21 protein-coding genes are annotated in these 19,383 nt (G+C 45.0%); 1 reads left to right on the top strand and 20 read right to left on the bottom strand.

The features are described 5' to 3' along the window. Positions 1-57 precede the first annotated feature (57 nt). Complete coding sequence (locus BIZ39_RS09240; protein ID WP_014951444.1) at positions 58-396, bottom strand: MGMT family protein; 339 nt, start codon at positions 394-396, stop codon at positions 58-60. 79 nt (positions 397-475) lie between these two features. On the opposite strand from BIZ39_RS09240, the gene BIZ39_RS09245 reads away from it, so the two are divergent. Next, complete coding sequence (locus BIZ39_RS09245) at positions 476-1,057, top strand: tRNA-uridine aminocarboxypropyltransferase (protein ID WP_187446844.1); 582 nt, start codon at positions 476-478, stop codon at positions 1,055-1,057. A gap of 23 nt (positions 1,058-1,080) precedes the next feature. On the opposite strand, the gene BIZ39_RS09250 is transcribed toward BIZ39_RS09245, so the two are convergent. The 19 genes from BIZ39_RS09250 to mnmE form a co-directional block, all read right to left on the bottom strand. Next, a complete protein-coding gene (locus BIZ39_RS09250) occupies positions 1,081-1,680 on the bottom strand; it encodes a glutathione S-transferase family protein (protein ID WP_039228873.1) in 600 nt (199 codons plus the stop codon). Between the two features lie 163 nt (positions 1,681-1,843). Then, positions 1,844-2,830, bottom strand: coding sequence for a hypothetical protein (locus BIZ39_RS09255; protein ID WP_039228875.1), 987 nt, complete (start codon positions 2,828-2,830; stop codon positions 1,844-1,846). Positions 2,831-3,029: 199 nt separating this feature from the next. After that, positions 3,030-3,443 (bottom strand): F0F1 ATP synthase subunit epsilon, encoded by a 414-nt coding sequence (locus BIZ39_RS09260; protein ID WP_014951448.1) that lies wholly within the window; start codon positions 3,441-3,443, stop codon positions 3,030-3,032. Between the two features lie 60 nt (positions 3,444-3,503). Further along, positions 3,504-4,889, bottom strand: a complete 1,386-nt coding sequence (gene atpD, locus BIZ39_RS09265; RefSeq protein ID WP_039221268.1) for a F0F1 ATP synthase subunit beta — start codon at positions 4,887-4,889, stop codon at positions 3,504-3,506. Between the two features lie 33 nt (positions 4,890-4,922). Further along, positions 4,923-5,783 (bottom strand): F0F1 ATP synthase subunit gamma, encoded by an 861-nt coding sequence (gene atpG / locus BIZ39_RS09270; RefSeq protein WP_012520217.1) that lies wholly within the window; start codon positions 5,781-5,783, stop codon positions 4,923-4,925. A 58-nt stretch (positions 5,784-5,841) separates the two neighbouring features. Beyond that, complete coding sequence (gene atpA / locus BIZ39_RS09275) at positions 5,842-7,383, bottom strand: F0F1 ATP synthase subunit alpha (RefSeq protein ID WP_014951450.1); 1,542 nt, start codon at positions 7,381-7,383, stop codon at positions 5,842-5,844. A gap of 13 nt (positions 7,384-7,396) precedes the next feature. Then, positions 7,397-7,930: a F0F1 ATP synthase subunit delta gene (gene atpH, locus BIZ39_RS09280; RefSeq protein ID WP_015000145.1), complete on the bottom strand. Its 534-nt coding sequence runs from the start codon at positions 7,928-7,930 to the stop codon at positions 7,397-7,399. A 14-nt stretch (positions 7,931-7,944) separates the two neighbouring features. Further along, positions 7,945-8,415: a F0F1 ATP synthase subunit B gene (gene atpF, locus BIZ39_RS09285; RefSeq protein WP_014951452.1), complete on the bottom strand. Its 471-nt coding sequence runs from the start codon at positions 8,413-8,415 to the stop codon at positions 7,945-7,947. 45 nt (positions 8,416-8,460) lie between these two features. Next, positions 8,461-8,682, bottom strand: a complete 222-nt coding sequence (gene atpE, locus BIZ39_RS09290; RefSeq protein ID WP_012520222.1) for a F0F1 ATP synthase subunit C — start codon at positions 8,680-8,682, stop codon at positions 8,461-8,463. A 99-nt stretch (positions 8,683-8,781) separates the two neighbouring features. Beyond that, positions 8,782-9,615 carry a F0F1 ATP synthase subunit A gene (gene atpB / locus BIZ39_RS09295; RefSeq protein WP_012520223.1) on the bottom strand — a complete coding sequence of 278 codons (834 nt, stop codon included), beginning with the start codon at positions 9,613-9,615 and terminating at the stop codon, positions 8,782-8,784. A gap of 101 nt (positions 9,616-9,716) precedes the next feature. After that, positions 9,717-10,103 (bottom strand): ATP synthase subunit I, encoded by a 387-nt coding sequence (locus BIZ39_RS09300; RefSeq protein WP_014977839.1) that lies wholly within the window; start codon positions 10,101-10,103, stop codon positions 9,717-9,719. Positions 10,104-10,309: 206 nt separating this feature from the next. Beyond that, on the bottom strand, positions 10,310-11,188 hold the full coding sequence (locus BIZ39_RS09305) for a ParB/RepB/Spo0J family partition protein (RefSeq protein ID WP_014951454.1): 879 nt from the start codon (positions 11,186-11,188) through the stop codon (positions 10,310-10,312). Between the two features lie 45 nt (positions 11,189-11,233). Further along, entirely contained in the window at positions 11,234-12,028 is a 795-nt protein-coding gene (locus tag BIZ39_RS09310; RefSeq protein WP_014951455.1) for a ParA family protein, read from the bottom strand. 35 nt (positions 12,029-12,063) lie between these two features. Then, positions 12,064-12,699: a 16S rRNA (guanine(527)-N(7))-methyltransferase RsmG gene (gene rsmG / locus BIZ39_RS09315; RefSeq protein ID WP_014951456.1), complete on the bottom strand. Its 636-nt coding sequence runs from the start codon at positions 12,697-12,699 to the stop codon at positions 12,064-12,066. A 318-nt stretch (positions 12,700-13,017) separates the two neighbouring features. Further along, on the bottom strand, positions 13,018-14,919 hold the full coding sequence (gene mnmG, locus BIZ39_RS09320) for a tRNA uridine-5-carboxymethylaminomethyl(34) synthesis enzyme MnmG (protein WP_187446845.1): 1,902 nt from the start codon (positions 14,917-14,919) through the stop codon (positions 13,018-13,020). 898 nt (positions 14,920-15,817) lie between these two features. Further along, positions 15,818-16,645, bottom strand: coding sequence for an ATP-binding protein (locus BIZ39_RS09325; RefSeq protein WP_014951458.1), 828 nt, complete (start codon positions 16,643-16,645; stop codon positions 15,818-15,820). A 6-nt stretch (positions 16,646-16,651) separates the two neighbouring features. After that, on the bottom strand, positions 16,652-17,320 hold the full coding sequence (locus BIZ39_RS09330; protein ID WP_187446846.1) for a DnaT-like ssDNA-binding domain-containing protein: 669 nt from the start codon (positions 17,318-17,320) through the stop codon (positions 16,652-16,654). 27 nt (positions 17,321-17,347) lie between these two features. Next, the gene (gene mioC, locus BIZ39_RS09335) at positions 17,348-17,785 is read right to left on the bottom strand and encodes an FMN-binding protein MioC (protein WP_014977843.1); all 438 of its coding nucleotides are present in this window, start codon (positions 17,783-17,785) and stop codon (positions 17,348-17,350) included. A 97-nt stretch (positions 17,786-17,882) separates the two neighbouring features. After that, complete coding sequence (mnmE, locus tag BIZ39_RS09340; RefSeq protein ID WP_061486878.1) at positions 17,883-19,271, bottom strand: tRNA uridine-5-carboxymethylaminomethyl(34) synthesis GTPase MnmE; 1,389 nt, start codon at positions 19,269-19,271, stop codon at positions 17,883-17,885. Between the last annotated feature and the right edge of the window lie 112 nt (positions 19,272-19,383).

Genomic DNA, 19,383 nt, shown 5'->3' on the forward strand with positions numbered 1-19,383 from the left:
CTGCACTATATTAATCGCCATATATTTGCTAACTGCTTTCATATAAAAAGTGAAAGCTCAGTACTCTAACTCTACTAGTATAGTGTGTAAATCTGGCTTCCAACCAAACTTCGTCATATTCACTCGGTAGTTTTTAACGACCACACCTTCCTCTGCTAATCGCTCTCGCTGCTCATCCGCTTTATCAGAGCCAGCAGGAAAAGCAATTTTACCGTCAGCACGTAGTACGCGATGCCAGTGGCAGTCAGCATTTATCTCTCTTAAACACTTTCCCATCATTCTAGCTCTGCCGGGTAATCCACACAGGTCAGCGAGCAAGGCGTAACTTATTACCTGTCCCTCTGGCACTAAAGAAAGCGTTTTCTCTACTCGAGATTGTACTGCTTCATTCGGCATGTTGTATATTATCCTATCTATTAAGTTACTTAGTTAATAAGTGCGATAAACGTTCAAAAGAGAATAAAGAAATTCAGTTATGCGCCTTTATTGTGAACACTGTGGATATCCTCAAAAAACCTGTATTTGCTCTCACATTAACACAGTAGATACATCGTTAGAGATTGTGATAATTCAACACGAAAAAGAAGCACTTCACGCCAAGAATACGGCGCGCTTAGTTTCATTGTGTATTCCTTCGACGCGAATCATACTTGCTAATGATGTCGTCGCTATGCAATCCCTATCCGAACACTGCTCACGTCGACATTCAGTGCTTGTTTACCCAAGTGAATGCAGTACACCGATAGAAAATGTCGATGCCGTTGCACGTTCTGAGATCACAACGCTAATTCTAATAGATGGAAGTTGGAAACAAGCATTTGGTCTAGTTAAACAGAACCCATGGTTAACAAAGTTACCAGCGTTTCACTTCATTTCTTCACCCACTTCTAACTATGCTATTCGTCATACGACATTAAGCAATGCCCTCTCTACGCTAGAAGCAACAGCTTATGCACTACAGTGCTTAGATCAAATCGACGTTTCTGGGCTTTACAGAGCGCAGACAGCCTTACAAGATAAGTGGCAAGGCCCTATGTCACATAGAAGGTATTTGTAGCGTAGAACTTCGTTTAGCGCACATTACGCGTTCATGGGAATGAAGCCCTTTTGATCTTTGACTAAACTTATCCAATTTCGAATGGCAGGATAGGCGGAAAGGTCAAACCCGCCCTCGTGGGCAACGTGGGTATACGCAAACAATGAAATATCCGCAAGAGTTAACGTGTCACCTAGCAAAAACGGGGTAGTTTTAAGTTGATGCTCCATGACAGCTAGTGCTCGATATCCACCCGCTTGTTTAGATTCGTACTCCGCTTTCCTGTCCTCGGGTAGCCCTAAATAAACATTGATGTAGCGAGCAACGGCGATATAAGGCTCGTGACTGTATTGTTCGAAAAACTGCCACTGTAAAAGTTGCGAAAAACTATAGGGAGAAGAGGGGATTAAAGGAGTGTTAGATGCCAGGTAGTGCATGATGGCATTGGATTCTGACAACACCCTGCCGTCGTCTAGTTCAAGCAACGGAATTTTCCCATTAGGGGTCTTTTCTAGGAAAGAAGGAGCGCGTGTTTCTCCTTTCATAATGTCCACATCAATCCATTCGCAGGTTTTACCTAACAAAGAAAGAAGCAGTTGGAGTTTGTAACAGTTTCCTGAACGCGTGTCGCCGTATATTCGCATAATGATATCTCTATGACCTAAGAAGATTTACCATACCAACGCAATGTGAATACGACAATTATTAATAGCTGTTAGGGTGCGAGAAGGGGTTAAGCGTGCCTTGTCTAAATACCACATAGACCGCTGCGAAAAGATAAGGCAAAGAACAACAGACCCGAATAGACTAATGATAGCGAGGGAGTTGAATTAACCATTCAACAATGAACAATAGAACCCAAGAAATCGGTATTAACGCAATACATGCAGCCACTCTAGCCTTATCTCTTGGGGCAAAAACCCGCGCCCCCATTTTTAAGACTCGTTCTTTTTCGCTTTCTAGTTGCTCAATTGACGCAGCTGTAGAGAATTCTTCGTGCTTTGCACATCGTTTAATACCGTCTTCTATGTTTTCCTCAAGGTGCAGAACAGCAGCTTTCTGCTCTTTCTCAAGCATACTTTTAAGCTTTATTACCGGCCAAAATAGATAAACGCTCACTATGCCCGTGAAGAACGTGACTACTAGTACATCAATGGAAGGAATGTCTTTTTTCAACCAAAAGATAGGAAAAATGGCCAGTGCCCCCATCGCAAATATGCTGTTGGTTGTTCCTAATTTTAAAATCGTCATGATGGACTTAAGTCGGTCAATATTCCCACCGGCTTGGGGCAAAACTTTAGAAGTTAGGTACTTAATGTTGGAGGAGATCTGAAACAAAAATAAAATGGCCAAGAACCAAAAGGGGACGGCTGTGGCCGTTAAGAATAAAACGTGTATTTCTTGTTTTACCGTGATCAATCCTTCGAATATGCAGTACACAATCGTGATCATAATAGAAATGATGATTGCATTAAAAATATGGTGTCTAAATTCAATGGCGAGTTCTCGCCTATGCGCCGAAAACTGACTAAGCTGATTGGTTTTTACAAGCAAAGAAATAAGGGTGCTAGCCACGTTTTGATGCATTAAACGAAGCGCAAACCAAAAGTATCCTGTAATAAGCGACATACCAATAGCAGAGTTGAAGTCGCGCTGTGCACGTACATTTCCCACTTCAGGCCAATCTAACGCACCCGTAAAATAATGCACTGAAAGTAAAATCAGTGTTGTTAGCAGAGGAAAAAATCCAATAGAGGCACCTTTGTGCATGTTGGAATACGGGTTAAGCTTCATTTCTATAATTCGTTACAGGCAAAGGTGGCACTAGAATTAGCGCCGATTACGTTTTAATTTAAATCGGTTAAAACGCTCTAACGATAAGCTTTGTGTAGTGCGATAGCAATAAAAATAAACGTAAGAGAATGTGAACGACCACTTTTCGTTCGGCAATAAAAAACCCGCCATTTGGCGGGTTTTTTCAAAGCTGTGCTTTTTACTTGCGTAACTTCTGAATAAGACGAAGTTGAGCAATAGCTTCTGCAAGCTCGTGAGCTGCTTCAGCGTAGTTAAAGTCAGCGCCTGGGTTGGCGATGTGCTCTTCTGCACGTCGTTTGGCTTCTTCTGCTGCCTGCTCGTCAAGATCTTCAGCTCGAACCGCGGTATCAGCCAGTACGGTAACATTGCCAGGTTGTACTTCTAGTACACCACCTGCAACATAGATTACTTCTTCTTCACCGTGCTGTTTAACCAAACGCACCATACCAGGTTTAATAGCAGAGATAAGTGGCGCGTGCCCTGGGTGAATACCCAGCTCACCTTCGCTACCTGTCACCTGAATCGCTTCAACGCGACCTGAGAAAATCGCTTTCTCCGCGCTTACTACGTCCAAATGTACTGTCATTGCCATGTGAACCTCCTGATTAGGTACGTTAGCATGATGCTAGGCTAGCAACTGCTAGCCCTGTCATTATGCTTTCTTGGCTTTCTCTAGCGCTTCTTCGATAGAACCAACCATGTAGAAGGCCTGCTCTGGAAGGTGATCGTATTCACCGTCTAGAATGCCTTTAAAGCCACTGATTGTGTCTTTTAGCGATACATATTTACCAGGTGCACCAGTAAATACTTCTGCTACGAAGAACGGCTGAGATAGGAAACGCTGAATTTTACGAGCACGTGATACCACTTGCTTGTCTTCTTCAGATAGTTCGTCCATACCTAGGATCGCGATGATGTCTTTCAGCTCTTTATAGCGCTGAAGAACAGTCTGTACGCCACGTGCTACGTCATAGTGCTCTTGACCAATTACTAGCGGGTCTAGCTGACGAGACGTTGAATCTAGTGGGTCTACCGCAGGGTAGATACCTAGAGACGCGATATCACGAGAAAGTACTACCGTTGCATCCAAGTGAGCAAAGGTTGTCGCTGGAGATGGATCAGTCAAGTCATCCGCAGGTACGTATACCGCTTGGATTGAAGTGATTGAACCTGTCTTCGTTGACGTAATACGTTCCTGAAGTACACCCATCTCTTCTGCAAGAGTAGGCTGGTAACCTACCGCAGATGGCATACGACCTAGAAGTGCTGATACCTCAGTACCTGCTAGGGTATAACGATAGATGTTATCTACGAAGAATAGAACGTCACGGCCTTCGTCACGGAACTTCTCAGCCATTGTTAGACCGGTAAGTGCAACACGTAGACGGTTACCCGGTGGCTCGTTCATCTGACCGTATACAAGCGATACTTTATCAAGTACGTTTGATTCGTTCATTTCGTGATAGAAGTCGTTACCCTCACGTGTACGCTCACCAACACCAGCGAATACTGAGAAACCGCTGTGCTCGATTGCGATGTTACGGATAAGCTCCATCATGTTTACGGTTTTACCTACACCCGCACCACCGAATAGACCAACTTTACCACCCTTAGCGAATGGACAAACCAAGTCGATTACTTTGATACCAGTTTCTAGTAGTTCTACCGAGCTAGACTGATCTTCGTAGCTAGGCGCTTCACGGTGAATAGACATACGCTCTTCTTCACCAATTGGGCCAGCTTCGTCGATTGGGTTACCCAATACGTCCATGATACGACCAAGTGTCTTCGTACCAACTGGAACCATGATTGGGTTACCGGTATTTTCTACTGCAAGACCACGTTTTAGTCCATCAGTAGTACCTAGTGCGATGCCACGAACAACACCACCACCTAATTGCTGTTGCACTTCCAGGGTTAGACCTGACAAGTCACCTTCGGTAACTTGTAGTGCGTCATAAACTCTTGGTACCGCATCTTGTGGAAATTCAATATCCACAACGGCGCCAATGATTTGGACGACCTTACCTTGACTCATAATTTGTCCTCGTTATCTCTTTTAAACCTTTGCCTACACCGCTGCGGCACCGCTCACAATCTCACTGATTTCTTGTGTGATTGCAGCCTGACGCGCTTTGTTATATACCAGTTGTAACTCATCAATGAGGTTACCGGCGTTGTCGGTTGCTGCCTTCATGGCAACCATTCGCGCAGCTTGTTCTGACGCCGCGTTTTCTACAACACCCTGATACACCTGAGACTCAATGTAACGAACCATTAGTGCTTCCAAAATTTCTTTTGGATCTGGCTCGTAGATGTAGTCCCAACGATGTTGATATTCTTCGTCTTCTGACTTTGGCAAAGGCAATAACTGATTGATCACAGGTTTCTGTGTCATGGTGTTAACGAAGTCATTGAATACCAAGAATACTCGGTCAATTTGTCCTTCGTCGTACGCTTTAAGCATAACGCGTACAACACCCACTACATCGCTCACAGACGGCTTGTCACCTAAACCAGATTCAGCAGCAAGCAACTTGCCACCAAAGCGGTTGAAGAAACTGCACGCCTTAGAACCTAATGCAGCAAAATCCACTTCTACACCCTGTTCACGCCATTTTTTGACGTCTTGAGTGACGAGCTTAAATTCATTGGTGTTCAAGCCACCACATAAGCCTCGGTCAGTGGAAATCACAATGTAACCGACGCGCTTGACTTCACGCTCTTCCAAATAAGGATGGCGATATTCAAGGTTACCGTTTGCAATGTGACCAATCACTTTAAGCATATTTTGTGCATATGGACGGCCAGAAGCCATGCGTTCCTGCGCCTTTTTCATTTTAGACGCAGCAACCATTTCCATCGCACTGGTAATCTTCTGAGTATTTTTGATACTCCCAATCTTACCTTTTATTTCTTTACCGCTGGCCATGACTATCTCTCCGATTACTCAACGAATTGCGCTGGTGGTTAAACACCAGCACCATTGATTACCAAGTTTGTGTCGCTTTAAAGTTTGTTAAAGCGTCGTTCAACTTAGAGGCAATCTCGTCGTTGTAGTTACCTGATTCGTTGATAGTCTTCATAAGGTCAGCGTGTTCGCTGTTCATGTAAGAGTGAAGAGCGGCTTCAAAATCTAGGATTTTGTTAAGCTCGATACCCTTAAGGAAACCTTTTTCTACCGCGAACAGAGATACACCCATATCAGCAATTGAAAGTGGTGCGTACTGCTTCTGCTTCATTAGCTCAGTTACGCGCTCACCGTGCTCAAGTTGCTCACGAGTTGCATCATCAAGGTCAGAAGCAAACTGCGAGAACGCCGCAAGTTCACGATACTGAGCTAGGGCTAGACGGATACCGCCACCCAACTTCTTGATGATTTTAGTCTGTGCAGCACCACCAACACGAGATACCGAGATACCAGCGTTAACCGCTGGACGGATACCTGCGTTAAACAAGTCAGTTTCTAGGAAGATCTGACCGTCGGTAATTGAGATTACGTTAGTTGGTACGAATGCAGATACGTCACCAGCTTGCGTTTCGATAATTGGAAGCGCAGTCAATGAACCTGTCTTACCTTTCACTTCGCCGTTTGTGTAACGCTCAACGTATTGTTCGTTTACACGTGCAGCACGTTCTAGTAGACGTGAGTGAAGGTAGAATACGTCACCTGGGTAAGCTTCACGGCCTGGTGGACGCTTAAGTAGTAGTGAGATTTGACGGTAAGCAACAGCTTGCTTAGACAAATCATCATATACGATTAGCGCGTCTTCACCGCGGTCACGGAAGAATTCACCCATAGTACAACCAGAGTAAGGCGCTAGGTATTGAAGCGCTGCAGACTCAGATGCAGATGCTGCAACCACGATAGTGTGGTCAAGTGCACCGTGCTCTTCTAGTTTACGTACTACGTTAGCGATAGTAGATGCTTTCTGACCAACCGCTACATACACACATTTAATGCCTGTACCTTTTTGGTTGATGATAGCGTCAACAGCCATTGCTGTTTTACCACACTGACGGTCACCGATGATAAGCTCACGCTGACCACGACCTACTGGGATCATGGCGTCAACAGACTTATAACCAGTTTGTACTGGCTGGTCTACCGATTGACGCTCGATTACGCCAGGTGCAATTTTTTCAACTGGTTCGAAACCAGCTGCATCGATTGCGCCTTTACCATCGATAGGCTCACCTAGTGTGTTTACAACACGACCTAGTAGTGCGTTACCTACTGGTACTTCAAGAATACGACCAGTAGATTGTACTTTATCGCCTTCTTTAAGGTCCGCATAAGGACCCATAACAACTGCACCTACAGAGTCTCGCTCAAGGTTTAGTGCAATTGCGTAACGGCTTCCAGGAAGCTCGATCATTTCACCTTGCATTACATCTGCAAGGCCATGAATGCGGATAATACCGTCAGTTACTGCGACGATAGTACCTTCATTACGTGCTTCACTGCTTACATTGAACTGTTCAATTCTTTTCTTGATCAGTTCAGCAATTTCAGTGGAATTAAGTTGCATGCTCTTATCCCCGTTATGCTTGCAACGCGTCTGCTAGACGGTTCAATTTCGACTTTACGGAACCATCAATAACTGTATCGCCGGCATTAATTACCATTCCAGCGATCAGGGCAGGGTCCACGTTACAATTAAGCTTCACTTTACGTGCCAAACGTTTTTCCAAAGATGCAACCAACTCATTTTGTTGTGCATCGGTCAGCGTAGTTGCTGAGGTTACGTCCACTTCTATTTCTTTGTCGTAATCTGCTTTAAATGCATCAAACAAAGTAGAAATTTCAGGCAACGCGGCTAAACGTTTATTTTCAGCCAAAACCTTAACTAGGTTTTGGCCGTGTTCGTCGAGTTGCTCACCACAAACATTGTTAAAAATGTCGGCAAGCGTGTCAGCGGCAACCGCACCAGACAAAAGCTGGTGCATGTCATCGTTCGCTGCTACAGCGCCTGCAAAGGCTAACATTTCTTGCCATTTTGCAACGGCGTCTTTCTCGACAGCAAAATCGAAAGCAGCTTTAGCATAAGGACGAGCAACGGTTGTCAATTCAGACATGGCTCATCTCCCTATTAAAGCTCAGCGACAAGTTTTTCAACAATGTCGTTTTGTGCGTTTGCATCGATTTCACGTTGTAAGATTTGCTGTGCGCCAGCTACTGCAAGTGCAGAAACCTGCTTGCGCAAATCTTCTTTGGCACGATTGCGTTCAGCTTCAATCTCGGCATAACCAGAAGCGATAATTTTTTCGCGTTCCGCGTGGCCTTTTTGCGTTTCTTCGTCAACCAATTGGTTGGCACGCTTTTTAGCCTGCTCGATAATTTCAGCTGCTTGCGCTTTCGCATCTTTCAATTGCTCAGTAGCTTTCGCTTGAGCAAGCTCTAGGTCTTTCTCTGCACGCTCAGAAGCTTCAAGCCCATCGGCAATTTTCTTCTGACGTTCTTCAATCGCTGCCATTAGTGGAGGCCATACATATTTCATGCAGAACACCACGAACACAGCGAAGGCGATTAATTGACCAATAAAAGTGGCGTTAAAATTCACAATCGCCCCTCCTCTTAAAGTTCGCTAAAAAAGTGTTTAGTAGAATTAGGCACCAACAGCGAACAATAGGTATAGAGCGATACCAACACCGATCATCGCGATGGCGTCGATAAGACCCGCTACGATGAACATCTTAACTTGTAGTTGAGGTGCTAGTTCAGGTTGACGAGCAGCAGATTCAAGGAATTTACCACCTAGTAGACCGAAACCAATAGCGGTACCTAGGGCACCAAGACCAATCAGTAGTGCAACAGCGATGTATAACATTTACGTCTCCGATTTAAGTTAAATTTAAAGTTAATGTTTAAAAGTCAAACTCTGTAAAAACAGTGTCGATTAAAAATCAAAACCGACACCCGTTAATGCTTAGTGGTCTTCACACGCCAGGCTTAAGTACACGATGGTAAGCATCATGAAAATAAACGCTTGAAGCGGAAGTACCAGAATATGGAACACAGCCCACATGAAGTGCAGTGGAAGCTGGAAATAACCAATTGTAGCAATCAAAATGAAGATTAGCTCACTGGCATACAAGTTACCGAACAAACGCAGTGCTAGTGAAAGCGGACGCGCAAGCAAAGTAACGGTTTCAAGAATAAAGTTCACCGGAATAAAGATAGGGTGACCGAAAGGCTGCATAGTAAGTTCTTTCGCAAAACCACCGATGCCTTTCATCTTGATTGAGTAGAAAAGAATAAGAATAAACACGCCTGAAGCCAGTGCGAACGTCAAGTTAAGGTCAGTGGTTGGAACTGCCTTATTGTAAACGTCGTGTGGATCCATGCCAAAAGCCGCTTGGCCGATAAGACCAGACACCCATGGAATTAGATCAACTGGAACCAAATCCATAAGGTTCATTAGCAATACCCATACAAAGATAGTCAGTGCTAATGGCGCGATAAGTGCGCTCTTACCGTGGAAGGTGCTTTTAACGTTGTCGTCAACAAACTCAACAACTAGCTCAACAAACGCCTGCATTTTGCCAGGTACGCCGGTTGTCGCTTTTGAAGCAACGCTTCTAAAGATGATTAGGAAAAGAAGACCAAGACCGATAGACCATGCCAGTGTATCAACATGCCATGCCCAAAAACCGGCGTCAGAACACGCTTTGTTAAAAGCAATTCCGTTGTCAGTTGAGCACATGGTGGCATTGGTCAAGTGGTGCTTGATGTATTCTGAGGTAGTGTATTCAGATGCCATTGTTTAACCCAAGTTGTAAAGTGTAAAAATTTGGTGACTGGTTCTTTTGTCTCAATCGGTCGAATACGTTGTTTTCGTTATCGCAACGCCTCGCGCTGTCTTTATTCTTTCGTACCGTAATGAAACATGGCTAGCCCGTGGCTAGCGGTTGTAATCACAAATGCCATGAAAATCTCTAATGGCGCGGCGTTTAAGCCTTTAAAAGCAATTACAAATAAAATGATTGTCAGTGCCAGCTTCAATTTTGAGCCTTGGCTAAAACTCCGTGCAACAAGGTCGTTTTTACTGGCACCTGCGTAACGAAACGCGAAAGCCATAAAAACACTGTTCGGCAGAATGCTGATTAAAGCGCCTGCCGCTGCCGACATGGCGGAATGACTTCCTCCTGCGGCGCCTGCGAAAGCGGTAACGACTAGGGCCGTGACAGCCTGAAAAAGTAGCCCTTTCTTGGCGAGGTCTAACCCGCGTTTTGCTAACTTGTTCGTCACTTTTACTCGCAGCTTGTTCACGTCTTACAAAAAGCGTCAGAAGTATACTGTTTTACCGACAATTTTCAACAGTACAACGCTTTTTGAAAGTTATTCTGAAAATTTTCTATTGCTATAACCGGAAAGGAGAGTGTCCGGCGTTTGCACCGAACAGCGTATCAATTGCGGGTAGGCAAAGGGAGCTTCTCTAGTAATTTTATTTTAAGCTATTGAATTTTAGAGATAATTCCATCTAATTGTTCAAGGTCGCTAAAGCTAATTGTCAGCTTGCCTTTGCCTTTCGCATTGTGGTCAATACTCACAGGAGTGCCTAAATTTTCTGAAAGTCGTGTCATAAGGTTTTGCACATCGGGATCAACTTTCTTCTCAGGCTTAGGTTTAGCTGGCTCCAAAAGCTTTTTAACAAGCTTTTCTGTATCGCGCACGGTAAGACCTTTGCCCGATACTACTTGCGCAGTTTCCGACTGGGTATCACCTTCTAGCGCTAACAGCGCTCTAGCATGACCCATTTCAATATCGCCATGCTCGACTAACAGTTTCACGTCGTCGTTCAAATTATTCAGACGAAGTAAATTTGTCACTGTGGTGCGTGATTTGCCCACCGCTTCAGCAACTTCTTGATGGGTAAGCGCGAACTCATTCATTAAACGGTCGAGGGCTTGCGCCTCTTCCATGGCATTTAAATCTTCACGCTGAATATTTTCGATAAGCGCAATGGCCACTGCCGCTTCATCAGGCACGTTCTTAACCAAACAAGGTACTTCGTCTAGCTGTGCCAGTTGTGAAGCTCGCCAGCGACGTTCACCGGCAATGATTTCATAGCGGTGCTCGTCGACTTTTCTCACTACGATAGGCTGAATAATACCTTGCGCACGAATGGACGATGCCAATTCTTCTAATGCCTCAGGTGACATGTCTTTACGAGGCTGATACTTGCCCGGCACTAAGTATTCAATAGGGAGTTTACTCAACTCACCGTTGGTTGAATTTACCTCGGCGGCATCTTGTTCTTTTTGAGCAGATGATTGGCTGGTTGCGAGTAGCGCATCTAAACCGCGGCCAAGGCCTCTTTTACGTGCTGACATAGTGTCCTCTATGGCATGTGCTGATAGTGTTCAGCTTATTGTCGTTTAACTTGCTTTTGCCTGTGCAGGCGTTGTTTTGTCCCTACGACGCAGTATTTCACCCGCCAGTGCCAAGTAGGCTTTAGCGCCTGTCGATGACTTATCATAGTACATCGCTGGCGTACCGAAGCTTGGTGCTTCAGCTAGACGAACATTGCGCGGAATAACCGTACGATAAACCTGTTCACCAAAATGGCGCTTCAACTGTTCTGAAACGTCGTTAGCAAGGCGATTGCGCGGGTCGTACATAGTACGCAATACGCCTTCAATCTTCAATTCTGGATTCACTACGGATGCCAATTTTTGAATGGTATCCATAAGGGCAGTGAGGCCTTCTAGTGCGTAATATTCACACTGCATAGGCACCATTACCGAATCGGCAGCCGCCAGGGCGTTCACAGTTAACTGGTTTAGCGAAGGCGGGCAGTCGATAAAGACAAAATCGTAGTAATCCATAACGGGCTTCAGCGCGTTGCGAAGCCTTACTTCACGGGCAAACATTTCCATCAGCTTAATTTCTGCCGCGGTTACGTCACCGTTCGCCGCGATGAGGTCATACTTGCCGCTTGTCGCTTTAACGATAACATCGTTAATTGGCTTTTCTTCAATCAACAATTCAAATGCCGTAGATTCAACGTCGTATTTATCAACGCCGCTTCCCATGGTCGCATTACCTTGTGGATCGAGATCAATGAGCAACACCTTACGCTTGGTTGCTGCCATTGACGCTGCCACGTTAACTGCGGTGGTTGTCTTTCCAACACCACCTTTTTGATTCGCGATCGCGATTACCTTAGCCACGTTAGATCCTGTTCTCGTCTATTTCTATTTTTCGGCTATTTCTTTTTTAGCCAAACCAGATGTCGTTCGCCTACCAAATTTGGCACAGTGAGGTTTTCCGTTTTGCTCACATGGAAGTGATCACTCACTTCGTCTATCTCATCTTGTGGAAACTGACCTTTAAGCGCCAAAAATTGACCTTCTGAATCTACCAGATGCTGACACCAGTGCAACATATCTTTTAGCGAAGCGAAAGCTCGGCTTAGCACAATATCGTAAGGCGTATCGCCATTGTGCTCTTCAACGCGGCTTTGCACAGGAGTTACGTTAGTTAATCCAAGCGTGTGCACACATTGGGTCATAAACCGTACACGCTTGCCCAATGAGTCAAGCAATGTGAATGATTTATCTGGAAACGCGATTGCCAACGGCATACCTGGAAGGCCAGGGCCCGTTCCAACATCAATGATATTGTTACCATCAAGAAAGGGCACAATCGCCAGCGAATCTAGAATGTGTTTCACCATCATTTGCTTAGGATCGCGCACAGAAGTCAGGTTGTACGCCTTATTCCATTTGTCCATAAGCAGCACATAGTCAACTAACTGCTGCTGTTGCTTATCACTTAAATCTAGTGAAAGGGCATCGAGTCCAGACACCAAAATGGTGTGCAATTCTTGCTGTATCGTCATCGAAAAATCTGTCTGTTCGCGTTAATGTTTTTTGCTCTACACAGTCCATACCATAAACACGCGTGGCGAATCGTTATTTGCCGCTCATTTACAGCCGTTTGTTACTGCAGCTCTTCATGCTCGATACAAGTGCGCTTGAAGAAGGCACATAAATTAATCAAAGCCGCACAACGAATGTAAATTGGTGCAATGGGACAGTGTGAAAAGCGCCGAGTTTTTCTAGTTTTCGCATAGTTTAGGCAATTATGATTATCATAATACGCGAATAAATTGGAAAAACTAAGCGCTGCGAGTAATGTGTTGAGTTAAGCGCGTGTTTTACGCACTGATTTTCTCTTGCTTGCGCAACATGCCGTGTTTTTTAAGGTAAACCAGCAGTAAAGAGATGGCCGCCGGGGTAATGCCCGAAATACGCGATGCTTTACCGATTGTTTCCGGTCTGGCTTCGGTTAACTTGGCTACAACCTCGTTCGACAAGCCGGAAATCTTGCTGAAGTCCATATCAACCGGCAACAGGGTGTTTTCGTGTCGCTGCGTTTTCGCGATTTCATCCATTTGACGGGCAATGTAGCCAGCGTACTTAATTTGAATTTCCACTTGCTCTGCAGCAACCGGATCTTCAAGACCTGGGCCAACACTTTCAATTTCCATTAACTGACCGTAAGTCATTTCAGGTCGACGGATCAGTTCTTCAAGAGAATGTTCACGACTCACAGGATTTTTCAGCATGGTATTAAGTTCCGGCGTTGCCGCGTGATCAGGGTGGATCCACTGACCGCGTAGACGCTGCAGCTCACTTTCTACCGCTTCCATCTTGTCGTTAAATTTCGCCCAGCGCGCATCATCAACAAGACCAATCTCTCGGCCCATCGCGGTTAAACGGCTATCGGCATTGTCTTCACGAAGCAGTAGTCTGTATTCTGCACGGCTAGTGAACATGCGGTACGGCTCTTTCGTACCCATGGTGGCTAAGTCGTCGATAAGTACGCCCATGTATGCTTGGTCGCGGCGTAAAATCATCGGGTCTTTTTCTTGAACTTGTAGCGCTGCGTTTGCGCCTGCTACTAACCCTTGCGCACCCGCTTCTTCATAGCCAGTGGTACCGTTAATTTGGCCAGCAAAGAACAAACCTCGAATAAACTTCGTTTCCAGTGTTTGTTTCAGATCGCGTGGATCAAAGAAATCATATTCAATCGCATAGCCCGGGCGAACAATGTGCGCATTTTCGAAACCTTTGATCGAGCGGACAAGGTTCATCTGTACGTCAAATGGCAAACTGGTTGAAATACCATTTGGATAAACTTCAATGCTGTTTAAACCTTCTGGCTCAACAAAAATTTGATGCGATGTCTTGTCTGCAAAACGGGTGATCTTATCTTCAATACTTGGGCAATAGCGCGGTCCGATACCTTCGATAACCCCAGTAAACATGGGTGAGCGATCTAATCCCCCGCGAATGATATCGTGGGTTTTTTCGTTAGTGTGGGTGATATAGCACGGGATCTGTGTAGGGTGCATGGTTCTATCACCCATGAACGAAAATACCGGCGTAGGATTGTCACCAGGTTGAGGCTGCATTACAGAAAAATCTAACGAGCGAGCATCAAGTCTTGCTGGTGTCCCAGTTTTTAAACGGTCAACACGAAACGGAAGCGCACGTAGTCTATCTGCAAGTGCGATAGACGGTGGATCGCCGGCACGACCGCCGCGATAGTTTTCAAGGCCAATGTGAATGGTTCCGCCAAGGAAAGTACCCACTGTCAGTACCACTGATTTGGCTTTAAACTTCAAGCCCATTTGCGTAACAACACCGCATACCTGATCGTTTTCAACAATCAGATCGTCAACGCTCTGTTGGAACAAGGTTAGGTTTTCTTGATTTTCAACAATGTCGCGAATAGCGTTTTTGTAAAGCGTACGGTCCGCTTGCGCACGCGTTGCACGAACAGCTGGGCCTTTAGAAGAATTCAATTTTCTAAACTGAATACCACCTTTGTCGATAGCCAGTGCCATTGCACCACCTAACGCATCGATCTCTTTTACAAGATGGCCTTTACCGATCCCACCAATTGCAGGGTTACACGACATCTGGCCTATCGTCTCAATATTGTGAGTGAGCAACAGCGTATTTGCACCCATGCGAGCAGCTGCAAGTGCCGCTTCTGTACCTGCATGTCCACCACCTACAACGATGACATCAAATGCTTCAGCATAAAACATGGTTAAACCTCACTATTAACTTACGATAAGCCGATTAAAAACTAATTTTTCTCACGCAGAGACTGCTGAAAAAAGGGCGCGTATTTTATCTGACTTATTGGATAAAGAAAATGATTAAATTTTCCTCAAAACCTGTTTTTGAAAAGGTGTGATCGAATTATAAGATCTTAAGATCTCTTTTAGATCTGTTTATTTTTACTTTTATTAGGATCATCAAGATCTGTGGGTAACCGATCAAAGCACATAAAGATCATCAAGTTACGCGATCAATAACATTGGGAAACCCCGATCCATAACCCTACCTCAAACTTGTGTATAAATGGCCTTTTTATCCACACCCCGAATCGTTTGAAAAGTTATTCTTTTTTCGATCAAAGCTTATGCACAGTGGTTTGTAGGATCCTATCCACAGGGGTGATCAAGATGTGATCCAACTGGGGATAAAATGTTTGCTATTTATGTATCGCGATCAAAAGATCGTGTAGTTACGTGCGTTATAGCGTGATCTCATTGTGGAGGAGATCTTTTCCAAAAGCTGTGATTAGATCGCCCGATCGCATTTATCAACATCTTCAAAAAATGTGCAGGCTTTTATGAACGACAAGATTATTTTTCCAAAACAGCTCATTTTTCAGGAGAAAAACATAGGAGCTGACCAAAATACAGTCACTTTTATAAGGTAGAAGTGGGTCTGAAAGAATGGTTATTAGTTTAACTGAAGGAGATCGTTGAGTGTATCTATGAATTGAAACCGTATCGTTTTGGTAAAAAGCGGGATCAACAGACTAAGTGATTCGCTATTACTTAGCACAACAGGAACATGCAATAAGGTTTAATGAAGGAAAAGACCAAGCAGAGTAAGGGCAAGGTTTTGAGAGAGATAGGAAACCAGGTGCTATTAGCGCACCTGGTTGGGTTGATAGCGTGGCTGTGAAACAGAGCCTTGCATGTCTTCTTGTTCAATGGTTAAGCCTTCACGGCGGCTTGGGCCTTGGAACCTAACCTTGTAAGTATCGTACTCTTTAATCGACTCAAAACAGTAAGGACCAAGGGCATTTTCAAGTTCGGCTAAATTGTGATTGGTGATCAAAATACAGTTTTTCTTGTTTACTAAGCGCTGTCTTAGCAGGTTACCAAACCAGCTTTGCGCATTCTTCTTTAACACACTTTCGTTTACACACACTTCATCAAGAATAAGCAGATCGACGTCTAGCAGTTCCTGATTGATCTCCCTAAAGCGCTGTCCTGCGTTATCTGAAGCCCCAAAATCAAACGAGAAATTGCGCATTTCAAGCAGTGTAGACAGTTGACGATAAAGCACTGAAATTTCGTATTGCTCTATAAGTTGATGGGCTATGGCACCGGCGATATGTGATTTACCACGACCGTAATCGCCGTAAAACAGCATCATATGCGAGCCGCTTTGACGCCATGCAGGGTCGTCATGGGCAGCAATAAAAGACTGAGCTATCGATACGGCTTCAATCACATCGTCACTGTCTTCAACTAAGTTGGCGAAGGTCCATTTAGGATTCAGATCAGAACGGCCATGAATAGCCTCTACACGCGCTTTTTTACTACGCTGCTGTAGTTGTGATACTTCTTCGTTCGCTTTCGCCTCGTACTGCTTACGCAGCGTTTTATAGTCGATGTATTCACGATTGGGATCGACGTCTTTGTTGAGCGCTCTCGCTAAATTAGCAATTTTGTCGGTTATACGATCCATAACGAATTAACTCTTCTTAGTTGCGGCATACTTTTCCACCAGCTTTCTAGCATTATCATCTGCTTCTATGCCGGCTGCAACTTTCACTTGTTGCGTTCCCACCACCTTTGTTGGGGCGTAGCCTGAAGCGAGACGCTTGCGCTTGATATTGTTGGCAAACTTTTGTGTCCATTGGAATTCGCTAAACACTGAACTTGGTCTTCCTAACCAATAGGCAATGAATTCACCCACCTCGTTGTCATCAAATGTTTTATCGATAATACCAAGTAGCGAGGCCATTTCTTCAAACAACGCCTTGTTGGGTGCCCAATTAGGGGTCATGGCGCTATGACGGACATGTAGTTGGTCGAAGTCTGACTGCGGCTCGCTTAGAAGCGGAAGAAGTAGGGTTTTCCCGTTGATTGTATGCTCAAGATCAAGTTCAAGGGGCAGGGCAACCAAACCCACTTGTTCAAGCTGCTTCACCAAGCTATTGATTTGACGACCGCGTTGGTAAGGCTCGTCTTTGCTGTCGCCGTTTAGCAAATTCAATAATTGCTTATAATCAATAGGTGCCGACGATGTCGTTGCCGAATTTGCACCTGTTCGAAGCCCAAGTAAATACAGTACCCGGCAATCGTTAGAAAGGGGAGATTGCAACGCCGCTAGTTCAGCTTGGGTAAGGTTGCTGTTCATCGCATTTGTTCCACGTAAAAACGCTTGTTAAGCATTGGCCAGCTTTTCGTCAAACCATTCTACGGCGGCATCTTCAGGGATAGGGTGTTCTAGCACATCGATGTATAGCGCGTCGGTAATTAACGTGCCACCTGCGTTTTTAATATGCTTTTCCATTTCTTTTGCGCCGAAACAAAAGGTGTCGTAACTGGTGTCACCTAGCCCAATAACATAGGCATTTACTGCGCTTAAATCCGCGCCCTCTAGCTGTTTTGCGAACGGCTGGATGTTGTCAGGTAATTCGCCAGCACCGTGGGTTGATGTACACACGATCCACGTTGATTCCGTTTTAATCTCATCTAAATTTGGTTCAGCGTGAATAGTGTGGGTGTGCCCGCTCGCATCAAGTTTTTCCGCAATGGCATCTGCCACGTATTCTGCGGCGCCTAACATAGTTCCAACGATGATTTCAAAATGCTTGCTCATTATTAGGTTGCTTCTCTATTTACGATTGTCGTCTTAACGTAAGTACGGCTTATCCGTTACGTTATTCACCATCTTACTTGTAACTTTATTGGTTGCGCTACTTACCAATACAGAACGATGAAAAAATCTTACCAAGTAGATCGTCTGACGTGAATTCACCGGTTATCTCACATAGTGCCTGGTGAGCCAAGCGCAATTCTTCAGCAAGCAACTCACCCGCCATAGCATCATGCAGTTGTTGTTCGCCAGTGCTTACATAACTGTAGGCTTGGTCGAGTGCATCTATGTGTCGTCTACGCGCAATAAATTGACCTTCAGTTGTAGTATCGAAGCCCATGGTTTTGGCCAGATGTGCTTTTAGCGTGTCGACGCCGCTACCTTCTTTGGCTGATAGATTGATAACTGAGATATCACCTTGCTCGGTGGCAACTGTGCTTTGTCCAATATCTAAGGTACTAAGGTCGGCCTTGTTGCGAACTACGGTAACGGGGATGCCTTGTGGCAATCGGGCCATAAATTCTGGCCATATTTCATAAGGGTCGATAACAGCAGTTGCGGTAGAGTCTACAACGAATAATACGTGGTCAGCTTCATTGATAGCTTGCCACGCGCGCTCAATACCAATTTGTTCCACTTTATCTGGGCTTTCTCGAAGCCCTGCTGTGTCGATAATGTGCACCGGCATACCATCAATGTGTATATGCTCTTTAAGCACGTCTCGCGTGGTACCGGCTATATCGGTAACAATGGCGCTATCTCGTCCTGCCAGGGCGTTTAATAAGCTCGATTTACCGGCGTTAGGTCGCCCCGCAATCACCACCTGCATACCTTCGCGCAACAAGGTGCCTTGTTTAGCCTGTTCGCGCACTTTGGTTAAGCTTTGCATAATTGCGCTTAAGTCACCTGATACTTTCCCATCAGATAAGAAATCAATTTCTTCTTCAGGAAAATCGATGGCCGCCTCTACGTACATACGAAGATGCACGATTTGGTCAGATAGCGTTTGAATTTGTGTAGAAAACTCACCCTGTAGCGAGCGCAGCGCACTTTTTGCTGCCTGTTTAGAACTTGCATCAATCAAGTCAGCAATCGCCTCTGCTTGAGCAAGGTCTAACTTATCATTTAAAAAGGCCTGTTCACTGAATTCACCTGGATTGGCAAGCCGGGCATGGCCCGTTGCAAGTACGGCATCAATCAGCATGTCCATGACAACTTGACCGCCATGGCCCTGCAGTTCAAGTACATCTTCACCGGTAAATGAATTAGGCCCTTTAAAAAACAGTGCTATGCCCTGGTCTATTACGCTGTTGTTAGCATCAACAAACGGCGTATAGGTCGCAAAACGTGGTGTTAGTGCGCTTGGTACTAACGCCTCAGCGATGGCTTTAGCCTTAGGACCTGAAACACGTACAATACCTACGCCGCCACGACCGGGCGCTGTCGCTTGTGCGGTAATAGTGTCGGTAGAAAGGGTGAGTGATTCCATAATTAGTCGCGGAAGTTCTTATTGTTGAGATTTGATGATGACATAGTGATTTTCTTTTATTGATCAGCGTGGAAGTAGTATACAAGCGATAGAGGCCGCAACCAACAGAGAT

Source organism: Alteromonas sp. BZK5 (genome assembly GCF_014349115.1).
Classification (GTDB): Bacteria; Pseudomonadota; Gammaproteobacteria; order Enterobacterales; family Alteromonadaceae; genus Alteromonas; species Alteromonas macleodii.